Source organism: Candidatus Woesearchaeota archaeon, assembly GCA_016187565.1.
Lineage (GTDB): Archaea > Nanobdellota > Nanobdellia > Woesearchaeales > JACPJR01 > JACPJR01.
In genome coordinates, this window is record JACPJR010000031.1 from 38,297 (window position 1) to 51,817 (window position 13,521).

Genomic DNA, 13,521 nt, shown 5'->3' on the forward strand with positions numbered 1-13,521 from the left:
CTTTGATGAGGGGTAGTTAGCTATGAAACCTGTGAAGATAGGTCAACGGCTTATTGGCCAGGGCTGTCCACCGTATGTTATTCTCGAAGCAAGTTCAAACTGGTGCGACATGAAATCTGCTCCCGAAAGTCGTGAGAATTTTGAAAATGCTCGAGAGATGATTCGTGTTGCAAAAGAGTGTGGTGCTGATGCTGTCAAATTTCAATTGTTTGACAGTAATAAAATTGTTAATCCATTTACTCCGTTTAGTTGGGCAATTGGAAAAAAATTAGGTGTTTCTACAACAGCACAACTGTTTGACCATTTAAAAATGCCACGTTCATTTGTTCCTCAGCTTATTGATTATGCTAGAACAATGAAGATTGATTTTTTGGTAACTCCTTTTGACAAAGATGCAGTCGACCTTCTCGTTACTCTTGGAGTTCCTGCATTGAAGATAGCCTCGTATGAGATTACAGACATTCCCTTTTTGCAATACTGTGCACAGCAAAAACTTCCCCTTATTATTTCAACAGGCATTGCAACGCCAGAAGATATTCATGTTGCATTACAATCAGTTACTACGAGTGGCTGTGAAGAAGTGATTTTTTTGCTCTGTGAATCAACCTATCCTTGTCCGATAGAGGAAGTAAATTTGGCACGATTACAGACTCTTAAACAGATGACTGATACTATTGTTGGTTATTCTGATCACTCGGTTGAGGAATGGGTTCCTGCTGTAGCTGTCGCTTTGGGAGCGAAGGTTATTGAAAAGCATTTTGTCCTTGATAAGGAAATCCTTGGTCCTGATGAAGCATTTTCTATACGGCCAAAACGAGCAAAGGAAATGATCGCTTTGATCCATGCAGTGTATAAGGCTGTAGGAAACCAAACTTGGGTTCATACACTTACCTCTCAAGACGAGCGAAAAGTAGCACGACGATGTTTATGTGCAGGTTCACAGGGAATAAAGTATGGAGAGTCTTTTGATGTAGATGCGCTTGTGATTCTGCGTGGTTCTGGTATTCTTCCTCGAGATGTTGCAAAGTTAGCCGGAAAAGTTGCTTCACGAGATTATAAGCCCTATGAGCCTATCTTGGAAAATGAAGTGTAAATTTCCTCTTAACGTGCTCTCGGATCTCTTTTGTCAATAGGGGTACATTTTATGAAAAAAGTCGTTGCCATTGTCCAAGCGCGTATGGGTGCTTCACGATTACCAGGAAAAGTCCTCATGCCTCTTTTAGGAAAACCTCTTCTTTTGCATATTCTGCAGCGGTTACAAACAGTAAAAAGACTTAATCATATTATTGTAGCAACAACTACAAGCAATGAAGATAATGTTCTTGTGGAACATCTAGATTCTTGGAACATATCTTACTATCGTGGATCTGAAGATAATGTGCTTGATCGATTTATCAGAGCTGCAGAATCAACTCATGCAGATATTGTTGTAAGGATCTGTGCAGATAGCCCGCTTATTGAGCCAAACGAAATTGATAAAATGGTTGAAATAATCCTCGAAAAGAATGCTGATTATGTTATGGTTAAGTCAGGTGTCTTATGTATGCATGAAGGTTTTGAAGTAGTAACGCTAAAAGCACTTCGACACCAGCTTGATTTTTCTGATGGGAGTTATGTTAAAGAGCATGTTACTGCGTTTATTCGAGAACATCCTGAAAAGTTTGCTATTGCTTATTTTGTTCCTGAGCAAGAATATCAACGTAAAGGATTTCGATTATCAATTGATACCATGCAGGATTTTCGATTTATGGAGCAGATTTATAAACGCCTCTACAATGAGGGAACCATTGTTGATCTCAAACAAGTTACGCAGCTTCTTGATCAACATCCAGAGATTCTTGTTATTAATAAGGAGGTAACACAGAAGGGATTACATGAGAAGAGTTTACGTATAGCTTTCAGAACCGATGGTGATTCCCAAATGGGCATGGGGCATGTCTTTCGCTGTTTGCATCTTGCAAGGACATTTCAAAACGCCTTTCATTTGGGTATTATTTTTTTAGTAAAAAAATCAACCGTTGCAAAAGAATTTATTCAGAAGCAAGGTTATCCTCTTATTTCCATTAGCGAGCACTTCAGTGAGGTAGAGGAGGTTGATTTCATTGCATCAATCTTGTTAGAAAAAAAAATAGATTGCCTTATTATTGACCAAAAGATACCACCATCACAACAATATTTTCGCTCGTTGAAAACAATTTCACCTACCAAGCTTGTTGTTATGGATAAAATCACCAATTTTCCTGAGGTAAATGTAACCATCCTCCCGACAGCACATGTTGACCAGAAAAAAATTATTCCTGAATCTCAGGAAAGAACATTTTTTGGGATAGAATATGCTGTTTTTTCAGACGAACTTCTCAAGCGAAAAAAAACACATCTTAATCCAACGGTGAAGAATATCCTTATTTCTATGGGGGGAAGTGATCCAAGCCGAATTACGCTTCGAATTCTTTCTTATTTGAGAAAGATGAAACAGGAAACTCCAGATCAGTTCAACCAATTTGAATGGCATGTAGTGATTGGACCTGCATTTGACTTTATTCACGAAATAAAAACATTTATGAATGAAAACCAGTTACCCCTTAAAATCCATGAGGGGATTACTGATTTATCTCCGTTGCTTGAACAAGCTGATCTGTGTGTTGTTTCGTTTGGTATTACACCTTATGAAGCACTTGCTGTTCGAGTTCCTGCGCTTGTCGTCAGTCATGATCAGCCAAACTATACAGATTCGCTGATTTTTGAAAAACTTAATACGTGCATTAATCTTGGATATTATGAAAACCTCACTTACGAGCGTTTCAACAAAGAGCTTTTTGAGATGATAGGTAATCGGGAGTTGCGGGAGCGAATATTTGAACGCGACAAAGACCTTATCAGAGGAAATGGGAAAGAAGCAATTGCGAAACTTATACGAGGGATCTTATGATTGAGCGTTATCGAAAACGACGGGAAGAGGAAATGCAACGACAAAGTTCTGACGCTTATTGGCTTTGGTACAATGAAAGGTATATTAAAACCTACAAGCGCATATTAGGACAACGATTTGACTCAAAAATTCTTGATCTTGGTTGTGGTGCAGGCCATCTTGTTTTAGCATGTAAAAAGCAGGGTTATGATGCAGAGGGTATTGATATTGAGACCTGTGATTTTGAGAATGAAAACCTGCCCTACAAGGATCAGACCTTTAACCTTGTTATTGCTAATGCAGTAATTGAGCATATCGGATCGCCAGATCACATTTTTCAAGAAGCATATCGCGTTCTTAAGCCAGGAGGATCTTTTATTATGCGAACTCCAAATTGGCAACAAGACGCCAAAAACTTTTACAATGATCCAACCCATAAAAAGCCTTATACTCCTCATGGATTGAAAATGATTTTACAAATGCATGGATTTAGCGTTCCATTTATAGAGCCAGGACTTATCGAGAAGCCAGCTTTCTATTGGAAACTTCCTTCACCAATTAAATGGAAAATCGCTTCGATCATTCCTGGAGGAACAAAATCCATTCTTGCAATTGGAAGAAAATAAAATACTATGTCAAATAAAATCAATGTTATTGGACTAGATGGTGCAACTTTTTATCTCCTTGATAAGATTGTTGCTCGGGGATTAACACCAAACATCCATCGTATTATGACGCAAGGTTACAAAAATGTCTGTACTTCTATTTATCCGCCCCTTTCCCCTCCTGCATGGGCGACTATTGCCACAGGGGTTAATCCTGCAAAGCATGGTGTCTTTGACTTTTTTTATATGCCTTTTCGGCGAGAAGGAAGTTATGCCCGGCGGATTGTGAACACGACACAGTGGAAAATAGACACGGTTTTTCACCACTTTAATAAAGCCGGTTATAGCTGTGGTGTTATTAATTATCCCATGGGTTACCCACCGTTAATCGTGAACAAGTATTTTATTTCTGGTCTTGGAACACCTGGGCTTGATACTGATTATACCTATCCTCTCGATCTCAAGAAAGAGATTGCTCAACAATTCCCTGATTATCTTATTGATGTTGGCGGTGGTATTGGCCAGACCTCAGAGGCTTTTTTGCAATCCTGCAGACAGATGATGCTCGAGCAAATAAAGGCAGCAAAATATCTTTTTGATAAGTATCCTGTTGATATGTTTTACGCTGTTTTTGCTTTTACTGATCGCTTTCAGCATTGGTTTTGGCAATTTATTGATCCTCAATCTCCCTCCTATGGAACATGGAAAAAACCCATTGAGGTCTATGAAGAATTTTTTAAAGAAGTAGATGCTTTTTTTGGTCTTCTCCTTGAAAGAATGCATGCTGATGATGTTCTTCTTGTTCTTTCAGATCATGGGTTTGGTCCTATCAAAAAATATTTTTACATCAACAAGTTCTTGTATGAGGCAGGGCTTCTTCATTTTCTTCCCGAAGCAAAAATATTCCACCAAAAAAATACCCCTGACGGGTTACTCACTTCTATTGATTGGACAAAAACCGTTGCTTATTCATTAGGTGATTATGGTGAGATCCGTATTAATCTTAAAGGCCGTGAACCAAAGGGCATTGTTCAGCCTGGAGAGGAGTATCACCGCCTCCGTCTGTTTATCAAAAATATTTTGGAAAATGTCGTAGACCCAGAAGACGGCAAAAAAATAACTGATACCGTCTTTTTGAAAGAAGAGGTTTATAACGGGCCAATGCTTCATGAGGCTCCTGATCTTCTCTTTACTTTGCGACATTGTTCATATTTGTGTTACATTAATGGGAGAGGAAATGAATTTTATAATTACGATAAGGTTCTTTTCAGACCACCAAGCAAAAACGAAATGGAGCAGTGGACAGGAGGCCATACCCTTGACGGCATTTTTATGGCATATGGTAAAACCGTAAACAAGGATGCTGTTATTCCAAAAATAACCCTCTATGATATCCCGGCAACGCTTCTCTTCCTCAAGGGAATACCTCTGCCGCAATCACTTGATGGAAAGGCTCTACAGGAATTATTTATTAATCATCCTTGATCAATGAATATTTTATTTCATTCCATAGACGAGCTCTGCGTATCATGAACAATCCAATGAAGAATTCCATGAACTGTGATTTTTGTAAGCATCCAATAACTCCAGTCTATAACGTACCTTCATCACCACGAAAAGCTGTTGTTAAGGTTTGCAGCCACTGTGGGCTTGTCCAAAGTACATTTCTTAACAACTCTTCTCTTCCTCGACAGGTTGCGGTTACCTCAGAAGCAAGTTGGGGAAATGTGCGCTATGGTAAATCCTTCAGAACAACTCCGCATGTAGATATCCTCGATAAGTTTCTTTCCTGGCACAGGCTTCAGCAGGTAATAGATGTTGGGTCTAATCGAGGAAGTTTTATTCAGGCGATCTATAATAAAGGAAATTTTCCCATTCTTGCTGTTGAACCAGATAAGCATATCTCTCCAGACTTTCATGATTTTCCGAGAGTGAAGCTTCTTTTAGATCGTATTGAGCATATTTCTTTTATCAACGAAAAAGCCAACGAAAAATTTGACCAAAAATTTGACCTTATCTATCTTTCTCATACCCTCGAACATCTTGAGTCGCCGTTTCTGACCCTTCAACAACTTACCCATCATGCACAGCAACATGCGTATCTGTTTGTAGAGGTTCCTAATATTGAGTTCCTGAGGAGTAAAGATATTGTTGAAGAATTCTTTATTGATAAGCATACCTTCCATTTTTCTCGATCTACGCTAAAAAACTATCTCTTGCATTTTGGATGGCAGATCCTCTATGAGAACCCTTCTGATGATATCCTGAATATTACGTTGTTAGCAACATTGCATCCCTCAGGTATTCAGGGAAAAACGTTTCTTTCGGTTGATGTACCGAAAACAATTGCGCAGATCACACAATACAAAGAAACAAAAGAAAAGAATATGCGTGCTCTAAATAACGTTGCAACATACATTGAAGCCTTGTATCCGAAAAAAATTGGTATTTGGGGGGCTGGGCGTCTTTACCATGCATTAGTACAACACGGTAACCTTAACAAAGAAAAGATAGCAGTTCTTATTGATTCCTATCTTCCTGCGTATGTCGATAACCTTAATGATCAGCGTATTTTGCTTCCTGATGAAGTCTCTTTTAAGGACATTGATGTTCTTGTGATCATGTCACGGCAGTATGTTACTGAAATAACTACAAGAGCTCGTCAACTGGGTTTTCATGGTGAGATCATAGAGTATAGCGGACTATTACAGCAAATGTCTTCTTCAGTAGTTTAAGAAAGTTTAAGAAAGAAGGTCACGAAAATATACTACTCAACCAAAAAAATTATAAAGATAGGTAATCCCCTCATTGAATACCATGAATGAACGTTTGATCGATGATAACCAACAGGTATCTATAGCATTGCCGAAATCCTTAGTTCAGGAGCTTGAACACCATATGAAGCAGTATGGCTATACGTCTCTTTCCGACTATGTGCAGCATCTTCTCAATGAATCATTAGTTACCTTGAACGCTTCTCAGAAAGGTACCAGTAGCGGGTTTAGTCAAGAGGATGAGGAACGAGTTAAAGAACGGTTAAAGCAGCTTGGTTATCTTAACTAGCTACAGGTAATAGCAATAATGATATGACCCTACATCTGTAGATGATAGACGATTGTAAGGAGAATAAAGAAAATAAAGAAAATAAAGAAAATAAAGAAAATAAAGATAGTACCATGGAATACCTCGACGAACTTGAAAGCAAAAGTGTCTATGTCATCAGGGAAGCATATCATCAATTTAGAAATCTAGCGTTACTTTGGAGCATTGGTAAGGATTCAACAGCACTACTTTGGCTTTGTCGGAAGGCCTTTTATGGAAAAATTCCCTTTAAAGTTCTCCATATTGATACTACGTTTAAATTTCCTGAAATGTATGCTTTCCGTGATAAATATGCTCGAGAATGGAACCTTCCGTTGGTTATTGTTAAGAACGAGGAAGCATTAGCCCGAGGAGTCAATTACGATACCTGTGATTCTTTGACCGTTTGCACTGAACTAAAAACCAATGCTCTTAAACAGGCTGTTGCAGCGTATGGATTTAAGGCCCTCTTAGTAGGCATCCGAAGAGATGAACATGGCATTCGGGCTAAAGAACGTTATTTTTCTCTACGAAACCAGGATTTTCAGTGGAATTATAAGGCGCAGGCGCCTGAATTATGGGATCAGTATAAAACCAAGCAAGAAGAAGATGAACATATCCGGGTTCATCCGTTGCTTCACTGGACCGAACTTGACATTTGGGAATATATCAAGAGAGAAAATATTCCTATTAACACCTTGTATTTTGCGAAAAATGGTAAGCGCTATCGTAGTCTTGGTTGTATGCCTATAACGAAGCCTATTGTTTCAAATGCCGACAATGTTGATAGAATTATCGAAGAGATTCGGACATCAAAGACCACTGAACGTGCAGGACGGGCGCAGGATAAAGAACAGATGCACGCCATGCAAAAATTACGTGCATTGGGTTATATGTAAGGGTAGGGGTAGGTAGCTTTTGGGATGAAAGTAATGACAGTAATGAGGGTAATGGTGATATCTGGTGATAAATAAATGAATAACAGGATTGCTTCTCTTCCTCAAGAAAATCGAGAAAATCTTCGTGTAGTTATTGTTGGCCATGTTGATCACGGCAAGTCTACCTTTATTGGAAGATTACTCTATGATACGAATAGTTTACCTGATGAGAAGATTCAAGAGCTTAAAACTATCGCCGAAGCCCTTGGAAAAGATATCGAGTTCAGTTATATCATGGATCATCTACAGGAAGAGCGTGATCAGGGGATCACTATTGATACTGCCCAAATTTTCTTCAATACCATAAAACGACACTATACCATTATTGATGCTCCGGGCCATGTTGAATTCTTGAAGAATATGATCACTGGAGCTTCACAGGCAGATGCAGCAATCTTACTTGTTGATGTAGCTGAGGGAATACAGGAACAGACAAGGAGGCATGCATATCTCCTGAGTATGCTTGGATTCCATCATATTGTTGTTTTATTGAATAAGATGGATTTAGTTCATTACCAACAAGAAGTATTTGATGCACTTGTATCCTCTCTTGGCGTATTCCTTGCTCCGCTTCATATGCATGCCCAGTACATTCCTTTTTCAGCAAAAAATGGAGACAACCTTGCTGTTCTTTCTCCAAATATGCCTTGGTATAAGGGAAAAACCGTACTTGATGCCTTGGATGCATTGCCCTTGCAAAAAGACTTACGTCAGTCTCCACTTCGTTTTCTTGTTCAGGACATTTATAATTTTGATAAACGAATCTACGTCGGAGTTGTTGGAAGCGGTAGCCTGAATAAAGGGGACAAGGTTGTTATCCTTCCTTCAGGTGAAAAAACATGCATTGCCTCTCTCGAAGAATGGAACCGCTCGATAACTACTGCAGAAGCGGGAAAATGTCCAGGGTTTATAACAACAACAAAAGTCTTTATTGACCGTGGAAATGTTATTGTAAAAGAACATGAAACACATCCTATTATTACAAAAAATTTTACTGCTCATCTTTTTTGGCTAGAGAGCAAGCCCTTTGTAACAGGCGAACGGCTCATGTTTCGATGTGGGACCCAGCAGACGCTTTGTGATGTCACGGTAAAAAAGACCATAGATTCTTCTACCCTGGCGCTTATTGCAGAGTCGCCTGATGAAATTAAGAATCGGGAAGTAGCCGAAGTTGTTATTACTACAAGTCAGCCGGTGATCATAGAGAATTTCCATAATGTTCCTGAACTAGGAAGATTTGTGCTTGAGAGGAACGACACTTGTGCAGGAGGCATTATTATAGCTAATGGTGATTCTGTATGATCGTTGTTCTTGCGATTGATGCCTTAGAGTTTGACCTTGTTGAAAAGTTCTCCTGTACACATTTAAAGCAGCAGTTTTATGGGAAGACTAACATCCAAGAATTCTCAGAGCCTCGTACCATGGTCTTATGGAGTTCGTTTATGACCGGTATAAATAAAGAAAAAGAGGTTTTGGCAGGTGGAAATCAAGAGATGTGGGATAAACAGTGGTCTTATGATGAAACCTTCTTCAAGACTTTTAAGAATCCTTGTGTTCTTGATCTGCCAGGATACAGTTATGATCTCAAAGTGCACGAAAAATCTCGGCTTTTACTTAAAAAATTTTTTCTTGTCAATTCTCCCGAAGAAAAAGAGGCTATACGTAAAGAGTACAATCAGGATGCATTTGTCCATCATCGAGCTATAAAAACTGCCTTTTTTGAGGCTTTACAGAGTAATCATGATTTTGTTCTTGGCTATTTCTCGGTTGCCGATGTTATCGGTCATCTCAATTTTGGAAATACCCTTATGATGCGGATGATCTATAGTGATTTAGAGGAGATTGCATCGAAGATTATGGTAAAGAAATGCATCATTCTCTCTGATCATGGCATGTATGGCGTTGGCATGTTTGGAGATCATTCTTCATATGGTTTCTGGAGTACGAATTTCCGGGATTTAGGGTTACCCCGTATTACGGATTTTCGGAGCATTATTGAAGAACTGAACAACGTTGAAATAAAATAGAATCTTCTCTTTTTAGGAAGAAACCTTTTTAAAGAACAAGCCTTCCCCTCATCAGGGGAATCATGGACGTAACAACGATTAAAAATCTCTATCTGAAAGCAGTAGGCATTCGAGAAGATGTCCTCCATATGCTGAAGTTTGCAGGGAGTGGTCATCTTGGTGGATCTTTTTCTGCGGCCGAATTATTGAGTGTTTTATATTTCCATGAACTAAAACTTGATCCCAAACATCCAAATTGGGAAGAACGAGACCGTTTTGTGCTTTCAAAAGGGCACTGTTGTCCTGGATTGTATGCCGTACTTGCTGAAAGAGGCTTTTTCTCAAAAGAAGAATTTAAAATGCTAAGAAAGGTCAATGGAAATTTACAGGGCCATCCTGAGCGCATTACTCCAGGAGTTGAATTTATTGCAGGATTCTTGGGACAAGGGCTTTCTGCTGGTTTAGGTATGGCATTAGGCTTTAAGCGGATGAAAAAAAACAATAGGATTTATGTTATGATCGGAGATGGAGATAATCAAGAAGGCCAGACGTGGGAAGCAGCACGCTTTGGTGTCCACAATAAACTGGATAATCTCGTAGCAATATATGATTATAACAATCTCCAGAGCGATGACCGAACAGAAAACATCCTCACGATTAAAGATCCTGAAAAGCAATGGACCAGTTTTGGATGGCATGCTATTGTTATTGACGGGCATCATGTTGAGCAGATTGTGCGTGCGTTGACAGAAGCTAAGACCATCAAACAGAAACCAACGATTATTATTGCCCACACCCTCAAGGGAAATGGGGTTTCCTTCTATGCTGATAATCCTAACTCTCATGGAAGCTGGGCACCGTCAGATAGTGATTACAAAAATGCCCTTGCAGAGCTCCAAGAAACACGTAATAGACTGGTGAGAGAGGAATTTCCTCTTGCTCGTAGAGAATTGACGTTTTTCAATCCACAAATTGATGTTCGTTCGAGTAAAGATAATTGTTCGACAGATCAACAGGGAGAAGCATTTGAGCCCTATGTTTTTAAGAAAGAGGAGAAGTACAGCTTACGAAATGCATTTGGTATGGCTGCCGCAAACCTTGCCAAGAAGTACGATAACTTTGATCTTTTTGATGGCGATGTTCGTGGTGGAACCATGACTTGTATTTTTGAAAAACATTTTCCCCATCGTTTTATCCAATGTGGCATTGCTGAACAAAACATGATGAGTGTAGCTGCAGGATATCATCTGGCAACAGAGAGAATTCCTATTGTTACTACCTATGCTGCGTTTACCTCGCTACTCACTGCAGCACAGTTTAGAAATAACATTGCCATGCAGAAACTTCCGGTCATAGTTGCATCGAGCCACAACGGAACAGATACTGGACCAGATGGACCTACGCATCAGGCAATTGAGGATTTAGGTGTCTTTCGAACCTATCCTGGGGTTGTTGTTATTTCTGCTGCTTGTCCGTATCAGATTCACGGCTTGTTAGAGGCAGCACTCTTAGGCAAGAAGCCAGTCTACATGCGAACAGGAAGAAGCCCTACCCCTGTCTTGTACGGTCCGTCTGAACATTTTAGCATTGGTAAGGATACAGTACTGAGAAAAGGGACTGACATCACGTTTTTTGCAACAGGCCTTCTCGTTAAACGAGCCCTTGATGCAGCAGAACAATTGAGCAGTGAGGGCATTGATGCTGAGGTTATTAATATCGCCACGCTTAACCCCCTTGATACTCAATTGATTTTACAATCAGTCAGGAAAACTAAGCGTGCACTTGTTGCCGAGGATCATTATCTTCACAATGGATTAGGCGGAGCAATAAGCCAGTTTTTGGGAGAACAATTTCCCGTGCCCCTAAGATATATTGCTCTCCGAACCTATGCTGAATCAGGAGATCCTCAGGAATTGGCAGCAAAGTATCACCTTACATCAAATGATATTTTTTTAACCGCTCAAGAAATGATTCGAGGTGATTTACATTAAACTCAACAATAAAGTCGCTATTGTTACTGGTTCAAGTAGAGGGATTGGCAAATCCATTGCCCTTGCCTTTGCCAAAGAAGGTGCAGATGTTGTTATTACCTATAAATCTGAAGAGACAAAAGCAAAGGAAGTTGTAAACGCTATTAAGGCATTGAAGAGGGATGCAATTGCTGTAAAAGTCGATGTAAGTCAACGTAAAGATTTAATTGTTCTTGTCCAAGAAACCATGAAACATTTCAGAAGGATTGATATTTTGGTGAACAATGCAGGGATTAACAAACCCAGCGACTTTCTTGATATCACTGAAGAAGATTGGGATGCTATCATTGATACGAATCTCAAAGGAGCATTTTTATGCTCCCAGGAAGTCTTGAAAGTAATGAAGGAACAAAAAAGTGGTGTTATCATTAACATCTCCTCAGTGAGCGGTCAATATGGAGGCCCACGCACATGCCATTACGCGGTTTCTAAAGCTGGTCTCATCATGATGGGGTATAATCTTGCACTGAACTTTGCCAAGTACAATATCCGCGTTATTAATATTGCCCCAGGCGTTATCGAATCAGAAATGGCCAAGGCAGCTGCAAGTCTCGATCTTAAAATTCCTTTACAGCGCCTTGGTAAAGCAGATGAAGTAGCAAAAGCAGCAGTTTTTTTAGCATCTGATGATGCAAGTTATATTACCGCCTTTACCATGAATGTCAATGGCGGCTTGTATTTTTAGTAACTAAGTTTTAGCAACAAGGTAAATCTCATGCAAAAGCGATTATTGGTTATTGGAGGAGGACCTGAGATGGTCCCTCTGTTTTCACTCACCAAGCAAATGGGATTACAAACAGTTGTCACTGATAGAGATCCTCATGCACCTGGTTTTTTATACGCAGATGATCATATTCTTGCAAGTACCAGGGATATTAAAGAGACAGTTGAGAAGGTTCTTGTTTTTCATGCAAAAAAACCAATTCATGGTGTTATGACCATTGCTAATGATGTTCCCTTGACGGTTGCCAGTGTCGCACGTGTCTTGCACTTGCCTGAAATCCCACCGCTTGAAATTGCTGAAATATTGTCTGATAAATTCAAGATGAAAGAGGTTTTTAAGGCATCTGGTATTCCATTACCATGGTTTCAACAGATCACCACTTTTAAAGAACTTCAGCAGATTGTTCATGAACGTGGATTTCCTCTGGTCCTTAAGCCCGTAGATAACTGTGGGGGGAGGGGTGTCTTTCGGCTGACATCTGTGGATAATCTTCAGGAAGCATTCTCTACTGCACAGACCTTTTCACGACGAGGAACCCTCCTTGTTGAAGCTTTTCTTGAAGGCCCACAGGTAAGTACTGAGTCCATTGTCTATCACGGAAGGGTTTATACTATTGGATTTTCTGATCGGAATTATGAATTTTTAGAGAAGTATGCACCCCACTTCATTGAAAATGGTGGTGAGCTTCCGTCTCATCTCTCTCCAGCTGATCAACGCAAAATGTACCAGCTTCTGGAGAAAACTGCGCAGGCGCTTCATCTTACCAATGGTGTTCTTAAAGGGGATCTCATCCTCCACAATGGTGAAGCGAAAATTATCGAAGTGGCTGGCAGGTTAAGTGGGGGTTACTTTTGTACCCATGAAACACCACTTTCGACCGGTATTGAAATTGTTGTACCTGTTATTAAGATGGCTCTTGGAGAAAAGGTTGATGAACAGGACTTGAAACCAAAATACCACCGTGGAGTTTGCCAGCGTTATTTTTTTCCAACAGAAGGGAAGGTTGTTGCTGTTGAGGGCATTGATCAAGTCAAAAAACTTCCATGGGTAAAGCTTTTCTCGCTTAATGTTAAGATTGGAGACATTATTAAAAAACCAGTAGATTCTAATGCAAGTGTAGGAGTTATCATGACTATTGGAGAAACCAGAGAAGAGGCATTGGAGCGAATGGCTGAGGCAATGGCCCATATTAAGATAAAAACCATTAAACAAACATTGTGAAAACATAA

12 protein-coding genes are annotated in these 13,521 nt (G+C 39.7%); all 12 read left to right on the forward strand.

Annotated elements, in window-relative coordinates; translation table 11 throughout:
• Positions 1 to 22: 22 nt before the first annotated feature.
• On the forward strand, positions 23 to 1,093 hold the full coding sequence (locus HYW21_07910; protein ID MBI2549247.1) for an N-acetylneuraminate synthase family protein: 1,071 nt from the start codon (positions 23 to 25) through the stop codon (positions 1,091 to 1,093).
• A gap of 51 nt (positions 1,094 to 1,144) precedes the next feature.
• Entirely contained in the window at positions 1,145 to 2,929 is a 1,785-nt protein-coding gene (locus tag HYW21_07915) for a hypothetical protein (protein MBI2549248.1), read from the forward strand.
• Positions 2,926 to 3,534, forward strand: a complete 609-nt coding sequence (locus HYW21_07920) for a class I SAM-dependent methyltransferase (protein ID MBI2549249.1) — start codon at positions 2,926 to 2,928, stop codon at positions 3,532 to 3,534. Before HYW21_07915 ends, HYW21_07920 begins: the two co-directional genes overlap by 4 nt.
• 6 nt (positions 3,535 to 3,540) lie before the next feature.
• Positions 3,541 to 4,998 (forward strand): alkaline phosphatase family protein, encoded by a 1,458-nt coding sequence (locus tag HYW21_07925; GenBank protein ID MBI2549250.1) that lies wholly within the window; start codon positions 3,541 to 3,543, stop codon positions 4,996 to 4,998.
• Between the two features lie 44 nt (positions 4,999 to 5,042).
• Positions 5,043 to 6,248 carry a methyltransferase domain-containing protein gene (locus tag HYW21_07930; protein MBI2549251.1) on the forward strand — a complete coding sequence of 402 codons (1,206 nt, stop codon included), beginning with the start codon at positions 5,043 to 5,045 and terminating at the stop codon, positions 6,246 to 6,248.
• 82 nt (positions 6,249 to 6,330) lie between these two features.
• Positions 6,331 to 6,576, forward strand: a complete 246-nt coding sequence (locus HYW21_07935; GenBank protein MBI2549252.1) for a CopG family transcriptional regulator — start codon at positions 6,331 to 6,333, stop codon at positions 6,574 to 6,576.
• A gap of 113 nt (positions 6,577 to 6,689) precedes the next feature.
• Positions 6,690 to 7,493 carry a sulfate adenylyltransferase subunit 2 gene (locus tag HYW21_07940; GenBank protein ID MBI2549253.1) on the forward strand — a complete coding sequence of 268 codons (804 nt, stop codon included), beginning with the start codon at positions 6,690 to 6,692 and terminating at the stop codon, positions 7,491 to 7,493.
• A gap of 75 nt (positions 7,494 to 7,568) precedes the next feature.
• Positions 7,569 to 8,834, forward strand: a complete 1,266-nt coding sequence (locus HYW21_07945) for a GTP-binding protein (protein ID MBI2549254.1) — start codon at positions 7,569 to 7,571, stop codon at positions 8,832 to 8,834.
• Positions 8,831 to 9,559: a hypothetical protein gene (locus HYW21_07950; GenBank protein MBI2549255.1), complete on the forward strand. Its 729-nt coding sequence runs from the start codon at positions 8,831 to 8,833 to the stop codon at positions 9,557 to 9,559. Before HYW21_07945 ends, HYW21_07950 begins: the two co-directional genes overlap by 4 nt.
• A gap of 62 nt (positions 9,560 to 9,621) precedes the next feature.
• Complete coding sequence (locus tag HYW21_07955; protein ID MBI2549256.1) at positions 9,622 to 11,529, forward strand: transketolase; 1,908 nt, start codon at positions 9,622 to 9,624, stop codon at positions 11,527 to 11,529.
• Positions 11,525 to 12,253 (forward strand): 3-oxoacyl-ACP reductase FabG, encoded by a 729-nt coding sequence (locus HYW21_07960; GenBank protein ID MBI2549257.1) that lies wholly within the window; start codon positions 11,525 to 11,527, stop codon positions 12,251 to 12,253. Before HYW21_07955 ends, HYW21_07960 begins: the two co-directional genes overlap by 5 nt.
• Before the next feature lie 30 nt (positions 12,254 to 12,283).
• Positions 12,284 to 13,513, forward strand: a complete 1,230-nt coding sequence (locus HYW21_07965; GenBank protein MBI2549258.1) for an ATP-grasp domain-containing protein — start codon at positions 12,284 to 12,286, stop codon at positions 13,511 to 13,513.
• Positions 13,514 to 13,521 lie beyond the last annotated feature (8 nt).

Coding starts and splice junctions, on each gene's coding strand:
- HYW21_07940 (MBI2549253.1), top strand. CDS start 6,690: ATGGAATACCTCGACGAACTTGAAAGCAAAAGTGTCTATGTCATCAGG.
- HYW21_07925 (MBI2549250.1), top strand. CDS start 3,541: ATGTCAAATAAAATCAATGTTATTGGACTAGATGGTGCAACTTTTTAT.
- HYW21_07945 (MBI2549254.1), top strand. CDS start 7,569: ATGAATAACAGGATTGCTTCTCTTCCTCAAGAAAATCGAGAAAATCTT.
- HYW21_07950 (MBI2549255.1), top strand. CDS start 8,831: ATGATCGTTGTTCTTGCGATTGATGCCTTAGAGTTTGACCTTGTTGAA.
- HYW21_07915 (MBI2549248.1), top strand. CDS start 1,145: ATGAAAAAAGTCGTTGCCATTGTCCAAGCGCGTATGGGTGCTTCACGA.
- HYW21_07965 (MBI2549258.1), top strand. CDS start 12,284: ATGCAAAAGCGATTATTGGTTATTGGAGGAGGACCTGAGATGGTCCCT.
- HYW21_07955 (MBI2549256.1), top strand. CDS start 9,622: ATGGACGTAACAACGATTAAAAATCTCTATCTGAAAGCAGTAGGCATT.
- HYW21_07910 (MBI2549247.1), top strand. CDS start 23: ATGAAACCTGTGAAGATAGGTCAACGGCTTATTGGCCAGGGCTGTCCA.
- HYW21_07920 (MBI2549249.1), top strand. CDS start 2,926: ATGATTGAGCGTTATCGAAAACGACGGGAAGAGGAAATGCAACGACAA.
- HYW21_07930 (MBI2549251.1), top strand. CDS start 5,043: ATGAACAATCCAATGAAGAATTCCATGAACTGTGATTTTTGTAAGCAT.
- HYW21_07935 (MBI2549252.1), top strand. CDS start 6,331: ATGAATGAACGTTTGATCGATGATAACCAACAGGTATCTATAGCATTG.